Below are 18800 nucleotides of genomic sequence, written 5' to 3'. Positions count from 1 at the left end.
TAAAAATTAAAAAAACAAGCCGCGCTGCCAAGTGGCTCAGTTGAACGACTGCACGTCCTGACGCAGACGCTCAATGAAGGCATCGAGGGGCATCACACCCAGATCGACACCACCACGGGCACGCACGGCTACCGTTTGGGCATCACGCTCTTTATCGCCGACCACAAGGAGATACGGCACCTTTTCCAGCGTGTGCTCCCGTATTTTATAGCTAATCTTCTCGTTTCGCAAATCAGCCTCCACTCTAACCCCTTGTTTTTGCAACGATTGGGCTAGAGACTGTGCATATTCGGCCTGACTTTCCGCGATATTCATCACCACAACCTGCATCGGTGCGAGCCATGACGGCATTGCACCAGCATGGTGCTCGATCAGAATACCGAGAAAACGCTCCATTGATCCGACGATTGCCCGGTGCAACATGATCGGCCGGCGGCGACTGTTGTCTTCTGCCACATATTCAGCACCCAGACGCTCCGGCAGCACCATATCGAGCTGCAACGTGCCGCATTGCCACGAGCGGCCAAGCGCGTCCTTGATGTGGTACTCGACCTTCGGGCCGTAGAACGCGCCCTCGCCCTGCAACTCTTCCCAGGTCACGCCGCAGGCGGTCAGCGCTTCGCGCAGGCCTTGCTCCGCGCGATCCCACGTTTCATCCGTGCCGGCGCGCGCATCCGGGCGCAGCGACAGCTTGATGTCGATGTGATCGAAGCCGAAGTCCTTGTACACGCTCATCGCCAGCGTATTGAACGCGATCGATTCGCTGATGAACTGGTCTTCGGTACAGAAAATGTGTGCGTCGTCCTGCACGAAGCCGCGCACGCGCATCAGACCGTGCAGCGCGCCCGACGATTCATTGCGATGGCACGAGCCGAATTCCGCGTAACGCAGCGGCAGATCGCGATACGAGCGCAGACCGTGATTGAACACCTGCACGTGACCCGGACAGTTCATCGGCTTGATCGCGTAGTCGCGCTTTTCCGATTCCGTCGTGAACATGTTTTCACGATAGTTCTGCCAGTGGCCCGACGCTTCCCACAACGAGCGGTCCATGATCATCGGCGTCTTGATTTCGAGGTAGCCGGCGCCGTTCACGCGGCGGCGCATGTACTGCTCGACCTGCTGCCACAGCGTCCAGCCGCGCGGATGCCAGAACACCATGCCCGGCGACTCGTCCTGCATGTGGAACAGATCGAGTTGCTTGCCGAGCTTGCGGTGATCGCGCTTCTCCGCCTCTTCGAGCATGTGCAGATACGCTTCCTGGTCTTCCTTCTTCGTCCAGGCCGTACCGTAAATGCGCTGCAGCTGTTCGTTCTTCGAATCGCCGCGCCAGTAGGCGCCGGCCACCTTCATCAGCTTGAAGACCTTCAGCTTGCCGGTGGACGGCACGTGCGGGCCGCGGCACAGGTCGGTGAAACCGCCATGCGAGTACAACCTGATTTCATCGGTAACAGGGATCGACTCAATGATCTCGGCCTTGTACTTTTCGCCGATGCTCTTGAAATAGTCCACCGCTTCGCCGCGCGTCACCACGCGGCGCGAGACCGGCTCGTCTTTCTTCGCGAGTTCCTGCATGCGCTTTTCGATCTTCTCGAGATCTTCAGGCGTGAAGGGACGGCTGTAGGCGAAGTCGTAGTAAAAGCCGTTGTCGATCACCGGACCGATTGTGACTTGCGCTTCCGGGTACAGATCCTTCACCGCGTACGCGAGCAAGTGCGCCGCAGAGTGACGAATGATGTCGAGACCGTCGAGGTCTTTTTCGGTGACGATGGCGAGCGCCACGTCGCGATCGATCAGCGTGGACGTGTCCACCAACTCGCCGTCGATCTTGCCGCCGAGTGCGGCCTTCGCGAGACCGGGGCCGATCGACGCGGCCACTTCGGCGACGGTCACCGGATGCTCGTACTGTCGAACAGAACCGTCAGGCAGACGTATCGAAACCATTGCGTTCTCCGTGGTGCCGACCGGCGGCGGCACATACAACCATCAAACAAGCCAAAAAAAATGCGGCCCCGCTTTCGAGGGGCCGCATTCACATTTCCTGCAAACTACATTGGCGAAAGTGGTCCTCGACTAGCGTCGCTCCGAAGTAGTTTCGGTCAACGTTCGCGGTGTCATAACCGTATTCGCCTTTTGCGCCGAGGCGCTTCCTGCAGCTTGCGAAACCCCGGCAAAACCGGAATTCCTCTTTCGTTGGTAGGCTCGATTGGACTCGAACCAACGACCCCCACCATGTCAAGGTGGTGCTCTAACCAGCTGAGCTACGAGCCTGAAGAAACGAGATTATATGGAGCCGCACATCGCTTGGCAAGTACTTTTATGCACTGACTTTAAATTTCTACTCACACGCTAATGTCTCGGCGGTCTCAGCGGATGCGCGCCGATACAGGCTGCCGGGCACGCGCGTCACCCCTTGCGCGAAGCGCGCACCACACCCGTCACTTCGCCGAGCAGCGTACACGCGCGCTGAATCTGCGCGGCACTCGACACCTCGACAGTGAACTGCATGAACGCGGCATTGCGACGTGTCTGCGTCTTCACGCCGATCACATTCATCTTTTCGCGCGCGAACACTTCGGAGATATCGCGCAGCAGGCCTTGCCGATCCGTTGCGTCGATCGTGAGGTCGACCGGATAGACGGACTGGCCGCGGCCGCTCATCACATCCGCGGACCACGCGGTTTGCAGCACGCGCTCGGGCGCACGTTCAGCCATGCGCAGGAAAGTCGGGCAATCGCTGCGATGAATCGACATGCCTTTGCCGCGCGTGACAAAGCCGCTGATCTCATCGGGCGGTGCGGGCCGGCAGCAGCGCGCCAATTGGGTGAGCAATGCGTCGACGCCGACCACCAGCACGCCGGTCGACGCACCGCGCGCAACGCTCGCGCCGCTGCTCCGTTTCTCGAACTGCTCCGGCGCTTCGACCACAGGCTCGGGCGGCGGCGCGTCGTGCAGCGCCTGCTCGACCAGCCGCAGACTGAACTCTTCCTTGCCGACCACGGAAAACAGATCGTCGGTGGTCTTGAAGCCCAGTTTCGCAGCAAGCTGATCGAGATTGACCGAAGTCTTGCCCTCGCGCTGCAAGGTCTTTTCGACCATCGCCCGGCCGCTCGCGATGTGCTCCTGTACCTCGACGGCATTGAACCACGCGCGCACTTTCTGCCGTCCCCGCGAACTCTGCAGATACCCCAGCTGCGGGTTGAGCCAGTCGCGCGAAGGACCGCCCTCTTTCACCGTGACGATCTCGACCGTCTGGCCGTTTTGCAATGGCGTGTTGAGCGGCACCATCGCGCCGTCGACGCGCGCGCCACGGCAGCGATGCCCGAGCTCGCTATGCAGGTGATACGCGAAGTCCACCGGCGTGGCGCCGTGCGGCAACGGGATCACCCGCGCTTGCGGTGTGAGCACGTAAATGTGGTCGTCGTCCAGCGTAGCCTGGCGCAGTTGTTCCCACGGCTGTGCGGCGCGCTTCTCGCCGTGCTCGCCTTCGGATACTTCGTCTTTCCACGCGAGCAGCTGACGCAGCCACGCAATCTTCTCGTCGTACTTCTCGTCGGCGCTGAACTGGCCGCCGTAACCACGCGTGCCCGCTTCCTTATAGCGCCAGTGCGCTGCCACGCCGTACTCAGCGAACTGATGCATTTCCTGCGTGCGGATCTGCACTTCGAATGCGCGGCCGTCGTCGCCGATGACGACCGTGTGCAGAGATTTATAGCCATTCGGCTTGGGCCGCGAGATGTAGTCGTCGAACTCTTTCGGCACCGGTTGCCACAGGTTGTGCACGATGCCGAGCACGGTGTAGCAATCCTTGATATCCGGCACGATCACGCGAAACGCACGCACGTCGTGCAGTTCGGCGAAGTCCAGCTCCTTGCCGCGCATCTTTCGCCAGATGCTGTAGATGTGTTTCGGCCGGCCACTGACTTCAGCGCGAATGTGCGCTGCAGCCAGTTCCTGCTGCAAGCGCGCGATCGCCTGCTCGACATAGCTCTCGCGCTCGATGCGCTTTTCATCGAGCAGCCTGGCGATGCGCTTGTAGGTGACGGGCTCTTCGAAACGGAACGCGAGGTCTTCAAGTTCCCACTTCAGTTGCCAGATGCCCAGACGATTGGCGAGCGGCGCGTAAATATCGAGCGTCTCGCGCGCGACGTCGGGCGACGGCGTCACTTTCGCCGCCGCGTAATAGCGCAGCGATTGCAGTCGCGACGCGAGCCGGATCAACACCACTCGAATGTCTTGCGCGAATGCGAGCAGCATCTTGCGCAGCGCCTCGACCTGCGCGCGGCGCGCCGCTTGTGCGTCACGCCCGGCTTCGGGAATCGCATTCTGCGCGGCGCGCAAGCTCACTGTGCCCAAGCGCAACAGCTTGCGCACGTCGCCGACCAGTTGCGCGACCTCTTCGCCGAAGTTGTCGGCGATCACGCGCTCCGGGTCCTGCAGATGCGGCGTCAGCGCAAACAGCGCCGCCGCCAGCACCGCCGGCGGATCGACGTTGAGTGTACGCATGATCGACGCCGTACCCGCCGCATGCTCCGCCAGCAACTCGCCCGACGACAGCCGCACCTCGCCCGCGTGTTCGCGCACGAACGCCATCGCTTCGTCGAAGGAAGGAAGAGGCGTTGGCGTGTGTGGAACAGTTGTTTCGGTAGTCATGGTGCGGCGTGCCGCCAGGCGGGACGGATCAACGGAATTTCAACAGCAAAAACAACAATGGCTTAGCTGCGCTGCGCAGCGACCACGACCACTTCGACGAGGCACTTCGGGTTCGCGAGCTTGGCTTCGACGGTAGCGCGCGGCGGCGTAGCGCCTTGTGCGACCCACTCGTCCCACACAGCGTTCATACCGGCGAAATGCGCCATGTCGGAGATGAAGATCTGCACCGACAGCAAATGCGATTTGTCGCTGTTCACTTCAGCCAGCAGACGGTCGATGTGGCCGAGCACTTCGCGCGTCTGACCCGTGATGTCCTGATCCGCGTCTTCGGCGATCTGGCCCGCGAGGTATACGGCGCCGTTGTGCACGGCGATTTCCGAGAGGCGCTTGCCGACGTGGTGACGAATGACTGCCATGAAGAATCCTGAGGTTGGTTGAGCGTTGATCGAAAATGCGTTCCGCATTACATCCCTTCAGAACGCCGCACGGAACTACATATTATGACGCCTCGGCGGCCGGGCCGATAAAGAACTGCCTCGCGATGCCGATCTGATCGGCCGACAGAAACGCCGGTGCATGCCCGACGCCTGCGATTTCCACGCTCGATACCGCGCGCCCGGACTCGACCATCTTCGCCACGGTTTCACGCGACAGCAGATCCGACTGCTCACCGCGCACCACCAGCACCGGCCCCTGGAATGCAGCCAGCGAATGCCATAGCGCGGCCTCGCCAAGCTTGGTCGCCTCTTCGGTAGCCGCGGCAAACGGCTGCGCGATGCGCGGGTCATAGCGGAATTGCCAGCCGCCGTCCTGCTCGTGCAAAAGCGGCGTATTGATCTCACGCCATTCGTCCGGCGTGAGCGGGCCGAAAGTCTGGGCGAGCAACGCAGCGTAATCGATACCTTGTTGCAGCGTTTCGAAACGCACAGGCTTGCCGAGATAATCGCCGATGCGCTCCACGGCCACCGGTTCCAGATGCGGACCGACGTCGTTCAGCAGCATCTTGCGGACCGGCGTGTCCGGCAACCCGGCAAGCCCAAGTCCGATCAGGCCGCCCATCGACGTGCCGAACCAGTCGACCGTTTCGACATTGAGGCGCGCGATCAGCGTCACCATGTCGGCGACGTATTGCGGCACACCATAGAAGCTGGGGTTGGCGAGCCACGATGACAAGCCCCGCCCCGCCACATCCGGACACACCACCCGATAAGTGGCGGCGAATTCCGCCGCGAGCCGGTCGAAATCGCGCCCTGAGCGTGTCAAGCCGTGCACGCAGACCAGCACGCGCGGATTGGCCGGATCGCCCCACTCGGTGTAGGCAATGCGGTGCAAGCCAGCGGCGCTCGCGCACTGCACATAACGTTGGCGCGGCACGGGCCGCTCGGCGGTGGAAGCGAACGTTGCGGTCATCGAGGGTTCCTTGCAAAAGCGGCGCTGCGCGGTCCAAAGGCCGAGCAGAATTGAGCGTCCAACCTGCAAACGATTGTAAACCGCTTTGCCGCGCGGTAAGGATCGGCCGAACGGTCTAAGACGAGCCGAATTGGAACAAACACGGGAACAAACACGCGCCGCACAAAACAAAGCGGGCGAGACTCACGCCTCACCCGCTTCGGATCATGCTCTGCCGCCGCGCCAGTCAGGTCAGGTTCATAAACACTGACCGGCCCACGACGCAACTCAGTTCACCGCGCTCACATCGAGCGGCGCGCCGGTCTTCGCCTTGATTTCCTCGACACTGACACCCGGCGCCAGTTCGGTCACCTTCAGACCGTCTTCCGTCACTTCGATCACGCCGAGGTCGGTGATGATCTGATCGACCACACCCACGCCCGTCAGCGGCAATGTGCATTCTTCGAGGATCTTGTGCTGATCGCCCTTCGCGACATGCTCCATCAGCACGACCACGCGCTTGACGCCCGCCACAAGGTCCATCGCACCGCCCATGCCCTTGATCATCTTGCCCGGGATCATCCAGTTGGCCAGATCGCCCTTCTTGCTGATCTGCATCGCGCCCAGAATCGCCAGATTGATGTGGCCGCCGCGAATCATCGCGAACGAATCCGCCGACGAGAAAATCGACGAACCCGGCAGTGTGGTCACCGTCTGCTTGCCGGCGTTGATCAGGTCGGCATCCACTTCGTCTTCCGTCGGCGACGGGCCGATGCCGAGCAGGCCGTTTTCCGACTGCAGCCACACTTCGACGCCCGGCGGCACGTGGTTCGCCACCAGCGTCGGCAAGCCGATGCCGAGGTTCACGTAAAAGCCGTCCTGCAATTCCTTCGCCGCGCGCGCGGCCATTTCGTCACGAGTCCATGCCATGATCAGTCTCCTTTCGCGCGGACGACGCGTTGTTCGATGCGTTTTTCCGGATGCGCATTGAGCACGATGCGCTGCACGAAGATGCCCGGCGTGTGGATCGCGTCCGGATCGAGCTCACCCACCTCAACGATTTCCTCGACTTCCGCGACCGTGATCCTGCCGGCCATCGCGCACATCGGGTTGAAGTTGCGCGCGGTGCGGCGATAGATCAGGTTGCCCGATTTGTCGGCCTTCCACGCCTTGACGAGCGCGACATCGGCCGTCAGCGAACGTTCGAGCACGTAGTGCTTGTCACCAAACTGGCGGGTTTCCTTGCCTTCGGCGATCAGCGTGCCGTAGCCGGTATTCGTAAAGAACGCCGGAATGCCCGAGCCGCCGGCACGCAGCTTCTCGGCGAGCGTGCCTTGCGGCGTGAATTCGAGCTCGAGTTCGCCGGCCAGATACTGGCGTTCGAACTCCTTGTTTTCGCCGACATACGACGAGATCATCTTCTTGACCTGGCGCGTTTCGAGCAACAGACCGAGGCCGAAACCGTCGACGCCCGCATTGTTGCTGATACAGGTGATGCCCTGCACCTTCGAATCGCGCAGCGCGCCGATCAGCGCCTCCGGAATGCCGCACAGCCCGAAGCCGCCGACGGCAAACGTCTGCCCGTCCTTGACGATGTCTTTCAGCGCGTCAGCCGCGCCTGGATAGACCTTGTTCATCGTTTGTCCCTTCCTTTATGGAAACCCGAAACCGGTACGCCGGCCGCCGGATCGTTACGGCTGGTATGACGTCCAGCGGGCGCAAGCCCGACACGTCATTCTAGTCATCCGCGGCCGGCCGTGCGCTCAGATTGCCGGGGTTGCCCGCCTAAGTTGCCTGATTATTTGCGCCGATGCCCGCCGCGGACGGCTTCGCCGCGTTGTGATGTGCCCGAAAGAGTACGCTGGGCGCGCCGTACGGCACAATACGCAAAAATACATAAGTACTTGCCGCCTGCCCATGCCCGCACTGGATTACCAAACCGCTTTTCAACTCGCGCCGATCGGGCTCGTGCTGTCGCGCGAACGGATCATTGAAGACTGCAACGACGAGCTGGCGTCGATATTCGGCTGCACGCGCGAGGCACTGCTCGGCCAGTCGTTCCAGGTGCTGTATCCGTCCACGGATGAGTTCGAGCGGATCGGCGCGCGGATTCCGCCGATCATGACCGCGCAAGGCAGCTACGCGGACGACCGCATCATGAAGCGCGCCAACGGGGAATTGTTCTGGTGCCACGTGACGGGCCGCTCGCGGCAACGCGCCGAGGCACACGCGGCCGGCATCTGGACGTTCGAGGATCTGAGCGCGACGCGGCGCGTCGCGGTCGAGTTGACGCCGCGCGAGCGCGAAATCGCCGCGCAACTGGTGACCGGAAAAACCAGCAAGCAGATCGGACGGGCGCTGGAGATCAGCCCGCGCACGGTCGATGTCTACCGCGCGCGGCTGATGCGCAAATACGATACGGGCAACGCAACCGAGTTGCTGCAGCGCCTGCTCGGGCATTGAGCAGAGCGGCCCGGAAGCTGTCCGCTACGTTCGCGGCGGTGGCTCGCGCTGCGGGTTTAGCGATTAAACGTGGCTACTAAGCCTGGCCACTAAGCCGCCTTGACCAGCCCGGCGCGCTCGATGGTCGCGCGCAACTGATCGGGAACCGGCACCGACTTGCCTGCCGCGTAGTCGATCCACACGCAGCGCGCGGCGCCGCGCGCATACACGGTGTCCGGGTCGTCGGCGCGCACCAGCTCGAAACCGGTGTCGAAGCTGCTGCGGCCGGGGGTGGCCACCGTCATCCGGCCGATCACGTCGCCGGGATAGTGCAACTGCTTGAGAAACTCCATCGACGCATTGACGATCACCGGCCCCTGCCCGTCGGCGTTGCTGCCGGCGAGACCCAGTTGCTCGAACCAGGAAATCCGCACCTGCTCCATGTAACGGAAATAGACCGTATTGTTCACATGGCCGAATGCGTCCATGTCGCCCCAACGGATCGGCATCGACATCTCAAAAACTGCGTGAAAATTGCTCATTGCACTTCTTTTACGGGTTGAAACCAGGTTGAAACCGGCGCGCAGACCGGCGTTGAATCAAGATAGCGCGGGCCTTCCCTCTTCAGAAGGCCTGTGTGTGTAAAACTGTATCGTCGCTCGCGCGCTAATCCGAAGTGTCGCTGAGCCGCACAAAGGCGCGCAAAGCCGCGTTCAGGCCAGCCCGAAACCATCGTCGGCGGCGATCACCGAGCCGTTGATGAACTGCGATTCGTCCGCTGCCAGCAGCAGTAACAGGCCGTCCAGATCGTCCGGCTTGCCGACGCGATGACGCGGCAGCATCGACACCAGCTTCTGCCCCTGCTCGGTCGACCAGTGGTGGTGGTTGATCTCGGTATCGATATAACCCGGGCAGATCGCGTTCACGTTGATGCCGTGCTTGCCCCACTCCAGCGCCATAGCCTTCGTCATATGGACCACGGCCGCCTTGCTTATCGAGTACAAACCGATCTGCGGCAGCACGCGCAAACCCGCCATCGACGCGATATTGATGATCCGGTACGACGGCTTCTGCGCATTGTTGCCGCGCATGATCATGCGCTTGGCGACTTCCTGAGCGACGAAGAACGCGCCGCGCGTGTTGGTATCGAACACGTATTCGAAATCTGCCGGCGTGACCTCCGAAAGCTTCTGCGTGGTCGATACACCCGAATTGTTCACCAGAATGTCGATCGTGCCCGCTTCGGTTTCCGCGTGGGCCACCGCCGCCTTGATGCTCTGATAATCCGTCACGTCCAGCGAAACCACGTGTGCCGCGCCGCCGGACGCCTCGATCTCGGCGCGCAATTCCTTCAGACGCTCGGTGCGGCGGCTTGCCAGTACGACCTTGGCGCCTGCCTGCGACAACACCTGAGCAAAGCGCTTTCCCAACCCGCTCGAGGCGCCGGTAATCAGCGCGACCTTGCCTTCCAGATTGATCGAACGGCCCATTGTCGTTCCCTTGTTCGGTTGAAACTGCAGATGCGGTTGACAGGTGTGGTAAGACCCTCAGTGCGGGTCAATACCGTATCACACAAATAGAACGATCGTGCTAATCTCTGTTCATCTGGTTGCAGTGCAGGAATCGATCGCCCACAATACGATCCCGAAAAAAGCATTCTAACGGTAAGAGGAGCATCAATGACCCCCGCAAGTCTCATTGAGCAGTACGGCCCGCGCGAGTCGATGGAATACGACGTGGTGATCGTCGGCGGCGGCCCGGCTGGCCTGTCCGCGGCGATCCGCCTGAAGCAGCTGGCGCAGGAAAAAGGCGTTGAAATTGGCGTCTGCGTACTGGAAAAAGGCTCGGAGATCGGGGCGCACATCCTCTCCGGCGCGGTGATGGACCCCCGCGCGCTGAACGAACTGATCCCCGACTGGAAGGAAAAAGGCGCGCCGCTGACCGTGGACGTGACCGAAGACCGCTTCCTGTTCCTGACGCAGACCGGCTCGAAGAGCGTGCCGACGTGGGCGCTGCCGGATAACTTCAAGAATCACGGCAACTATGTGATCAGCCTCGCGAACGTGACGCGCTGGCTGGGGCAGCAGGCCGAGGCGGCGGGTGTCGAGATTTTCCCGGGTTTTCCCGCGGCCGAAGTGTTGTACAACGACGACGGCTCGGTCAAAGGCGTGGCGACCGGCAATCTGGGCATCGGCAAGGATGGCCAGCCGACCGACAATTTCCAGCTCGGCATGGAGTTGCACGCGAAGTACACACTGTTCTGCGAAGGCGCGCGCGGGCACCTGGGGCGCCAACTCAACGACAGATTCAAGCTCCGCGAAGGCGTTGATCCACAGGTGTATGGCATCGGCATCAAGGAACTGTGGGAAATCGATCCTTCGAAGCACAAACCGGGTCTGGTGATGCACACGGCCGGCTGGCCGCTCGAGAACGACACGTACGGCGGCTCGTTCCTGTACCACATGGACAACAACCAGGTGGTGGTGGGCTTCGTGGTCGGCCTGGGTTATACGAACCCGTACCTGTCGCCGTTCGAGGAATTCCAGCGTTACAAGACGCATCCGGTGATCCGCGCGGTACTCGAAGGCGGCAAGCGCGTGTCGTATGGCGCGCGGGCAATCACGGCGGGCGGCCTGCTGTCGCTGCCGAAGCTGGTGTTCCCGGGCGGTGCGCTGGTCGGCGACGATGCCGGGTTCCTGAACGCATCGCGGATCAAGGGTAGCCATGCGGCGATCAAGACCGGGATGCTGGCGGCTGAAGCGGCTTTCGATGCGGTTCAGGCTGGGCGTCAATCCGATGAGCTGGCGGCTTATCCGGAAGCGTTCAAGACTTCGTGGCTGCATACCGAGTTGCATCGGGCGCGCAATTTCAAGCAGTGGATGAGTAAGGGCTTGTACCTCGGTACGCTGATGGTTGGGGTCGAGCAGAAGGTGTTGGGCGGCAATGTGCCGTGGACGCTACATCATCAGCATTCCGATCACGAGATGTTGAAGCCTGCTTCGCAGTGCAAGCCGATTGTTTATCCGAAGCCGGATGGGAAGCTGACTTTTGACCGGTTGTCTTCGGTTTTTATTTCGAACACCAATCATGAAGAGAATCAGCCAGCGCACCTCACGCTGAAGGATCCTTCAGTGCCGGTGAATGTGAACCTTCAGACTTACGCTGGGCCTGAAGCTCGGTACTGCCCTGCTGCGGTGTATGAGTTCGTCAAGAACGATGATGGTAGCGAGCGGTTGGTCATCAACGCGCAGAACTGCGTGCACTGCAAGACATGCGATATTAAGGATCCTACCCAGAATATTGTTTGGGTCACGCCTGAGGGCGGCGGTGGGCCTAATTATCCGAATATGTAAGGTTTTTTGCCTTTGGCGGCGGCATGTTTCTGTGTGCCTGCGGTGTTGCCTTTCCTTGTTTTCTTATTGGTTTATTAGCGTCGCCCCTGTGCGGGGGGAACGCTAATAAACCAATATCAATTCAAGGAAAGGCCAACGCCGCAGGCACACAGACAACAGCGCTGCGCGGGTCGAACGAAGGCGTTCAAAGAACGCACATCAAGGCGCGCTCGCCGCGATCTTCGGCGTGGCCACGGAGACGTCGCCGCATTGCGCGCGGTGCCGCAACGCGTGGTCGATCAGCACCAGTGCGAGCATCGATTCGGCGATCGGCGTTGCGCGGATACCGACGCACGGATCATGACGCCCGAACGTTTCGACAATAGCCGGCTGCCCCGCCTTGTCGATCGAACGGCGCGGCGTGCGGATGCTCGAGGTCGGCTTGATCGCGATCGACACCGTGATGTCCTGTCCGGTCGAAATGCCGCCGAGCACGCCGCCCGCGTGATTGCCGACGAACCCCTCCGGCGTCAATTCGTCGCCATGCACCGAGCCGCGTTGCGCGACGCTGGCAAAACCCGCACCGATCTCGACGCCCTTCACCGCATTGATGCCCATCATCGCGTGCGCGATGTCCGCGTCGAGGCGGTCGAACAGCGGCTCGCCGAGTCCAACCGGCACCCCGGAAGCCACGACGTTAATACGTGCGCCAATCGAATCGCCGTCCTTGCGCAGCGCGTCCATGTAGTCTTCGAGTTGCGGCACGATTTCCGCATTCGGCACGAAGAACGGATTCTCGCGCACGTGCGCCCAGTCGACGAACGGCACGTCGATCTCGCCGAGCGCCGCCATATAGCCGCGAATCTCAGTACCGAAATGCTCGCGCAGCCATTTTTTCGCGACCGCGCCGGCCGCCACCGTCGGTGCCGTCAGACGGGCCGACGAACGGCCGCCGCCGCGATAGTCGCGGATGCCGTATTTCTGCCAGTAGGTGTAGTCGGCGTGACCCGGACGGAAGGTTTCGGCGATGTTGCCGTAGTCTTTGCTGCGCTGGTCCGTGTTGCGGATCAGCAGCGCGATCGGCGCGCCGGTGGTCTGCCCTTCGAACACGCCGGACAGGATTTCCACCTTGTCTTCTTCCTGACGCTGCGTAACATGGCGCGACGTGCCGGGTTTGCGGCGGTCGAGTTCGAGCTGGATGTCGGCTTCGCTCAGCGCCATGCCCGGCGGGCAGCCATCGATCACGCAGCCGATTGCGGGACCATGCGATTCGCCAAAGGACGTGACAGTGAAAAGCGTACCGAGAGTGTTGCCGGACATGGGCGTCGTCCAAAGAAAAGCGGGGAAAACGCTATTATGCCAGCCCCAAGGGGCCAGGGCCGCGTCGCTCGCCGGGCCCTCCTATGTCCCCGCTACTTCCGCGCGCCGCGCAGTTCGGTGACGATCTGCTGCAACACCTCCGGCGTCGCAGCCGCCGGATCGAGCGGCTCGCCGACGGCCAGCGTCAGTCGGCTCATCACGCCTTTCTGGATCGGCCGTGGCCAGCGCGCGTCGTTGGCGCGTGAAAACACGCTGCCCCACAACCCGCGCAGCGCCATCGGCACGACCGGTGCCGGCGTGCGGCGAATGATCTCAGTCACGCCGTGGCGGAACGGATTCATCTCGCCGGTCCTGGTCAGCTTGCCCTCTGGAAAGATGCAAACCAGATCGCCGTCGGCGAGCGCGTGCGCGCAGCGCTCATAGGCGCGCTTCAGCAACTCCGGGTCCTGATGCGCGGGCGCAATCGGAATCGCCTTCGCCTGGCGGAACACCCAGCCGGCGAACGGCGTCTTGAAGATCTGATGGTCCATCACGAAACGAATCGGCCGCGGGCTCTCGGCCATGATGACGATCGCGTCGACAAAGCTCACGTGGTTGCACACCAGCACGGCCGCGCCCTCTTCCGGAATGCGTTCGGCATGCACCAGACGAATCCGGTAGAACGTATGGACCAGCACCCAGGCGACGAAGCGCAGCAGAAACTCGGGCACCAGCGAATAAATGTAGGTCGCCACCACGATGTTGAGCACGGCCGTGACGAGGAAAATCGCCGGAATGCTGAAGCCCGCCGCGGTCAGGCCCATCGCCATCAGCGCCGAGACGATCATGAACACCGAGTTCAGAATATTGTTCGCGGCGATGATGCGCGCCCGGTGGCTCGGCTGGCTGCGGCTCTGGATCAGCGCATAGAGCGGCACGCTGTAAAAACCGCCGAACATCGCCAGCAGGAACAGATCGGCCAGCACGCGCCAATGGGCGGGCCGCGCGAGGAACTCGCCGACGCTCAGCAGGTGGCCCACCGCCGGCAGCGCGTGGCTGGCGAAAAACAAATCGATCGCGAACACGCTCATGCCGATCGAGCCGAGCGGCACGAGACCGATTTCGATACGCCGCTTCGAGAGCTTTTCGCACAGCAGCGACCCCAGTCCGATGCCGATCGAGAAGGTGCCGAGCAGCACGGTCACGACATCCGGATTGGCGGAGAGCACGTCTTTCGCGAAACGGAAAAACGAAGACAGAAAGGTCGCGCCGACGAACCACAGCCACGAGATACCCAGCAGGCTCAGAAACACCGTACGGTTTTCGCGCGCCAGCTTCAGGTTGCGCCAGGTCTCGGTGACCGGATTCCAGTTGATGCGCAAATCGGGCTGCGGCGCCGCCGTGATCGGCACGAAGCTCGATACGGCCCGCCCGACCAGCGCAATCGCGACGCAAGCGCAAGCCAGCACCACCGCGCCGTGCTCGGCGAAACCCGCCCCCGCGCCGCCGACGATCGTCCCGATCAGGATTGCGACGAAGGTGCCCATCTCGACCATCCCGTTGCCGCCGACCAGTTCCGCCTTCGACAGATGCTGCGGCAGGTACGAATACTTGACTGGCCCGAACACAGTCGAATGGACGCCCATCAAAAAGGTGCACAGATACAGCAATGGCGCGCTATGCAGCCAGAAACCCCCGCCACCGATCAGCATCACGACGATTTCGAAGCTCTTGACGAAGCGTGTCAGCATCGCCTTGTCGTACTTGTCGGCGATCTGACCGGAGGTGGCGGACAGCAGCACGAACGGCAGGATGAAAATCGCCGAAATCAGGAACGCCGCGGTCTTCGGATCGACGCCGGAAAAGCGCGCGGCCTGATACGTGACGAGCGACGTAAAACCGATCTTGAAGACGTTGTCGTTCATCGCGCCGAGGAACTGGGTCCAGAAAAACGGCGCAAACCGGCGCTGGCTGAGCAGGCGAAACTGGGATTCGTGCGCCTCGTGAGTGCGGGCGGCGCGGCGGGCGGCAGGTAACGGACGATCGCTCATGAAGGTCGGAGAACGGGCTAAAAGAGCAACGAAGGACAAAGCGACGTGCGCAAACCCGGCATCAGGCAGCCCACGAACATTGACGCTGAGCCGGACACAAAAAAGCGCACGCTTTCGCGCGCGCCTTGCGTGCACCTTCACGCTCGCCACAACGGCTCGAGCGCCGCGCGAGCCCCATGAATCAACGCGCCGGTTGCTGTTCCTGCTGCTCTTCCGGCCAATCGCGGATATATGCCTTGAGCATACGGTTTTCAAAGCCCTGCTCTTCGACCACAGCCTTCGCGACATCGTAGAACGAGATCACGCCCATCAACGTGCGGCTTTCCAGCACCGGCAAATAGCGCACGTGATGCTCGAGCATCATGCGCCGCACCTCATTGACGTCGGTTTCCGGAGTGCAGGTGAGCGGATGATCGTCCATCACCTTGCGGATCGTCGAGGTGCCGACGCTGCCGCCGTTCTTGCTCAAGATCAGGATAATCTCGCGAAACGTCAGCATGCCGACGAGGTCGCCGTATTCCATCACGACCAGCGAGCCGATATCGTGCTCCGCCATCGCATTGACTGCGTCGTGCAGCGTCGTATCCGGCGTGACCGTGAAAAGGGTGTTGCCTTTGACTTTAAGAATGTCGCTGACTCGCATGATCTGTCTCCCGTATGCCCGCTAAGCTGGTAAAGCATGAGTGACTTTCGATCCTAGCGGAAAGCCCCATAAAAGGAAAGCGGCCCGCCCGCCAAGGCGCAGCGGGGGTTCGCACGCCGTGCCCGGCAAAACCCGGACTGCGGCCATCGGGAAAACCGCGCTTGAAGCGATTCGTGCCGGTGATAGGATGGCCGCCACTTTCACCTTTCGCGAGGCCGCCCGTGGCTTCGCCGCCCAGGATGTCCGCCAACCGTTTCGATACGCTTGCGCTGCACGCCGGCGCAGCCCCCGACCCCACCACCGGCGCGCGCGCCACGCCCATCTACCAGACCACCTCGTTTTCGTTCCGCGATTCTGACCACGCTGCGGCGCTGTTCAATATGGAGCGCGCCGGCCACGTCTACTCGCGAATCTCGAACCCGACCGTGGCCGTGTTCGAAGAGCGCGTCGCCGCGCTGGAAAACGGCGCGGGCGCGATCGGCACGGCCAGCGGTCAGGCGGCGCTGCATCTGGCGATCGCCACGCTGATGGGCGCCGGCTCCCATATCGTCGCCTCCAGCGCGCTGTACGGCGGCTCGCACAACCTGCTGCACTACACGCTGCGGCGCTTCGGCATCGAGACGACCTTCGTCAAACCGGGCGATCTCGACGCATGGCGCGCGGCGCTGCGTCCGAACACGCGCCTCCTTTTCGGCGAAACGCTCGGCAATCCGGGCCTCGACGTGCTCGATATCGCCGCGGTCGCGCAGATTGCGCATGAGCACCGCGTACCGCTGCTGGTCGACTCGACCTTTACCACCCCCTACCTGCTCAAACCGTTCGAGCACGGCGCCGACTTCGTCTACCACTCGGCGACCAAATTCCTCGGTGGCCACGGCACGACGATCGGCGGCGTGCTGGTGGACGGCGGCACGTTCGACTTCGAGGCGTCGGGCCGCTTCCCCGAATTCACCGAGCCGTACGAAGGCTTTCACGGCATGGTGTTCGCCGAAGAAAGCACCGTCGCGCCGTTCCTGCTGCGCGCGCGCCGCGAGGGCCTGCGCGATTTCGGCGCCTGTCTGCATCCGCAGGCCGCCTGGCAGCTGCTGCAAGGCATCGAGACGCTGCCGCTGCGCATGGAACGGCACGTCGCGAATACGCGCAAAGTGGTCGAATTCCTCGCCGCCCATGCTGCGGTCGAAACCGTCGCTTATCCGGAACTGCCGACGCATCCTGACCATGCGCTCGCGAAGCGTCTGTTGCCGCGCGGCGCAGGGGCGGTATTTAGCTTCAATCTGCGCGGCGACCGCGCGGCCGGCCGCAGCTTCATCGAAGCGCTGTCGCTGTTCTCGCATCTGGCGAACGTCGGCGACGCGCGCTCGCTGGTGATCCATCCGGCATCGACGACGCACTTCCGTATGGACGCCGCCGCGCTCGCCGCAGCCGGCATCGCCGAAGGCACGATCCGCCTTTCGATCGGCCTGGAAGATCCCGACGATCTGATCGACGACCTCAAGCGCGCACTGAAAGCCGCCCAGAAAGCAGGCGGGCCGACTACGCCCCAAGCCGGCCCGTCCAGTTCATCCGCCGCATCCGCTGGCGGCGGCGCACCGCGCCCGGAGTCCGCATGATCCTCACTGTTCAAGCCAAACCGGCCTACGCCTATACCGGCGGCAAACCGTTCGACGCCAGCCTGCCGACCGCCGTGTTCGTTCACGGCGCCGAGCACGACCATAGCGTATGGCCGCTGCAAACGCGCTACTTCGCGCACCACGGCTTCGGCGTGCTGGCAGTGGATCTGCCCGGACACTGCCGCAGTGACGGCCCGGCGCTTGCCACCGTAGCGGCAATGGCCGACTGGCTGGCCGCCCTGCTCGACGCCGCCGGCGTGCAACGCGCGTTCGTGGCCGGTCACAGCATGGGCTCGCTGGTCGCACTCGACTTCGCCGGCCGCTATCCGGAACGCGCGACGCACCTTGCTCTCCTCGCCACCGCCGTGCCGATGACCGTCTCCGACGCCTTGCTCGACGCCGCGTTGCATCGCGAGCCCGAGGCGATCGGCATGGTCAATCAGTGGTCGCATTCGACACTCGCCGCCAAGCCTTCCTGCCCCGGCCCGGGCTTCTGGCTGCACGGCATGAATCAGCGGCTGATGGAGCGCGTCTCGGCGAACGGCGAACCGCATCTGTTCCACACCGACTTCACCGCCTGCAACAGCTACGCGGACGGCCCCGCGCGCGCCGCGCAAGTACGTTGCCCGACGCGGCTGATCGTCGGCAGGCGCGATGCGATGACGCCGCCGCGCGCGGCCAGAGCGCTCGCCGACGTTTTCGCGCGAGCCGGCGTACCGGTCGACACCATCACGCTCGAAGCCGGTCACGCGCTAATGACCGAGCAGCCCGATGCAACGCTCGACGCCCTGTTCAGCTTCGCTTCGAAGGCAGCAACCGTCGCTCAGTAGTCGCCACGAATAGGCGCCACGAATCGTCACGATAACCGCGTCGGTGCGCGCATACCATCGGCCGAATGGCCAGGTTGCGCGCATGAGCCGATAGCCGCACAATGGTTCAAGCCTGTCCGGTTTTGAGCGCGCCTTAAGCAGGTCCACGCGCGTCCGAAACCCGGGAAACGGCAGGCACGGAGTCGAGAAGAGTCGAAATTCGGAGGCTGTGATGGCTCGAACCGCGCACACCGATCACTTCGCGAGTTTCGCGGAGTTCTATCCGTTCTACCTGAGCGAGCATCGCAACACGGTCTCGCGGCGGCTGCATTTCGTGGGCTCGCTCGGCGTGATCGGCTGTCTCGCCATGGCGCTCGCCACCGGCGACTGGCTATGGTTACCAGCTGCCGTTGTCTGCGGATACGGCTTTGCCTGGGTCGGGCATTTCTTCTTCGAGAAGAACCGGCCGGCGACTTTCCGGCATCCGCTCTACAGCCTGATGGGCGACTGGGTCATGTTCAAGGACATCTGCGTCGGGAAGATTTCGCTGTAGTTTCCCGGCAGTTTAACTG

16 protein-coding genes and 1 tRNA gene are annotated in these 18800 nt (G+C 62.5%); 5 read left to right on the top strand and 12 right to left on the bottom strand.

Features of this window, described 5'->3' with window-relative positions:
• Positions 1 to 36 precede the first annotated feature (36 nt).
• From thrS to WN982_RS06225, 7 genes are all read right to left on the bottom strand, one after another.
• The gene (gene thrS, locus WN982_RS06255; protein ID WP_341314882.1) at positions 37 to 1944 is read right to left on the bottom strand and encodes a threonine--tRNA ligase; all 1908 of its coding nucleotides are present in this window, start codon (positions 1942 to 1944) and stop codon (positions 37 to 39) included.
• A 250-nt stretch (positions 1945 to 2194) separates the two neighbouring features.
• Positions 2195 to 2271 (bottom strand) — tRNA-Val (locus WN982_RS06250).
• A 135-nt stretch (positions 2272 to 2406) separates the two neighbouring features.
• Positions 2407 to 4653: a bifunctional (p)ppGpp synthetase/guanosine-3',5'-bis(diphosphate) 3'-pyrophosphohydrolase gene (locus tag WN982_RS06245; protein ID WP_341314881.1), complete on the bottom strand. Its 2247-nt coding sequence runs from the start codon at positions 4651 to 4653 to the stop codon at positions 2407 to 2409.
• Positions 4654 to 4715: 62 nt separating this feature from the next.
• Positions 4716 to 5069, bottom strand: coding sequence for a RidA family protein (locus WN982_RS06240; RefSeq protein WP_341314880.1), 354 nt, complete (start codon positions 5067 to 5069; stop codon positions 4716 to 4718).
• 82 nt (positions 5070 to 5151) lie between these two features.
• Positions 5152 to 6063: an alpha/beta hydrolase gene (locus WN982_RS06235; protein ID WP_341314879.1), complete on the bottom strand. Its 912-nt coding sequence runs from the start codon at positions 6061 to 6063 to the stop codon at positions 5152 to 5154.
• A gap of 267 nt (positions 6064 to 6330) precedes the next feature.
• Positions 6331 to 6972, bottom strand: a complete 642-nt coding sequence (locus WN982_RS06230) for a CoA transferase subunit B (RefSeq protein ID WP_341314878.1) — start codon at positions 6970 to 6972, stop codon at positions 6331 to 6333.
• A gap of 2 nt (positions 6973 to 6974) precedes the next feature.
• Positions 6975 to 7679 (bottom strand): CoA transferase subunit A, encoded by a 705-nt coding sequence (locus tag WN982_RS06225; protein WP_341314877.1) that lies wholly within the window; start codon positions 7677 to 7679, stop codon positions 6975 to 6977.
• A gap of 280 nt (positions 7680 to 7959) precedes the next feature.
• On the opposite strand from WN982_RS06225, the gene WN982_RS06220 reads away from it, so the two are divergent.
• A complete protein-coding gene (locus WN982_RS06220) occupies positions 7960 to 8505 on the top strand; it encodes a LuxR C-terminal-related transcriptional regulator (RefSeq protein WP_341314876.1) in 546 nt (181 codons plus the stop codon).
• An 89-nt stretch (positions 8506 to 8594) separates the two neighbouring features.
• Here the strand turns inward: WN982_RS06220 and WN982_RS06215 are convergent, their stop codons facing one another.
• Positions 8595 to 9026 (bottom strand): thioesterase family protein, encoded by a 432-nt coding sequence (locus tag WN982_RS06215; protein ID WP_341314875.1) that lies wholly within the window; start codon positions 9024 to 9026, stop codon positions 8595 to 8597.
• A 171-nt stretch (positions 9027 to 9197) separates the two neighbouring features.
• Positions 9198 to 9974, bottom strand: coding sequence for an SDR family oxidoreductase (locus tag WN982_RS06210; protein ID WP_341314874.1), 777 nt, complete (start codon positions 9972 to 9974; stop codon positions 9198 to 9200).
• Between the two features lie 189 nt (positions 9975 to 10163).
• Here WN982_RS06210 and WN982_RS06205 point away from each other — a divergent pair, with 189 nt between their 5' ends.
• A complete protein-coding gene (locus tag WN982_RS06205; RefSeq protein WP_341314873.1) occupies positions 10164 to 11837 on the top strand; it encodes an electron transfer flavoprotein-ubiquinone oxidoreductase in 1674 nt (557 codons plus the stop codon).
• Between the two features lie 198 nt (positions 11838 to 12035).
• Here WN982_RS06205 and aroC read toward each other — a convergent pair whose 3' ends face one another.
• From aroC to WN982_RS06190, 3 genes are all read right to left on the bottom strand, one after another.
• Positions 12036 to 13136: a chorismate synthase gene (gene aroC / locus WN982_RS06200; RefSeq protein WP_341314872.1), complete on the bottom strand. Its 1101-nt coding sequence runs from the start codon at positions 13134 to 13136 to the stop codon at positions 12036 to 12038.
• A 92-nt stretch (positions 13137 to 13228) separates the two neighbouring features.
• On the bottom strand, positions 13229 to 15166 hold the full coding sequence (locus tag WN982_RS06195) for an MFS transporter (RefSeq protein ID WP_341314871.1): 1938 nt from the start codon (positions 15164 to 15166) through the stop codon (positions 13229 to 13231).
• A 181-nt stretch (positions 15167 to 15347) separates the two neighbouring features.
• On the bottom strand, positions 15348 to 15809 hold the full coding sequence (locus WN982_RS06190) for a CBS domain-containing protein (RefSeq protein WP_341314870.1): 462 nt from the start codon (positions 15807 to 15809) through the stop codon (positions 15348 to 15350).
• Between the two features lie 239 nt (positions 15810 to 16048).
• Here WN982_RS06190 and WN982_RS06185 point away from each other — a divergent pair, with 239 nt between their 5' ends.
• From WN982_RS06185 to WN982_RS06175, 3 genes are all read left to right on the top strand, one after another.
• On the top strand, positions 16049 to 17419 hold the full coding sequence (locus tag WN982_RS06185; RefSeq protein ID WP_341314869.1) for an O-acetylhomoserine aminocarboxypropyltransferase: 1371 nt from the start codon (positions 16049 to 16051) through the stop codon (positions 17417 to 17419).
• A complete protein-coding gene (locus WN982_RS06180; RefSeq protein ID WP_341314868.1) occupies positions 17416 to 18249 on the top strand; it encodes an alpha/beta hydrolase in 834 nt (277 codons plus the stop codon). Before WN982_RS06185 ends, WN982_RS06180 begins: the two co-directional genes overlap by 4 nt.
• Before the next feature lie 211 nt (positions 18250 to 18460).
• A complete protein-coding gene (locus tag WN982_RS06175) occupies positions 18461 to 18781 on the top strand; it encodes an Mpo1-like protein (protein WP_341314867.1) in 321 nt (106 codons plus the stop codon).
• Positions 18782 to 18800: the final 19 nt, after the last annotated feature.

This window comes from Paraburkholderia sp. IMGN_8, assembly GCF_038050405.1.
In the GTDB taxonomy this organism is placed as follows: Bacteria; Pseudomonadota; Gammaproteobacteria; order Burkholderiales; family Burkholderiaceae; genus Paraburkholderia.
Note: the sequence above shows the minus strand (reverse complement) of the source record. Positions and strands in the feature narration are given on the sequence as shown.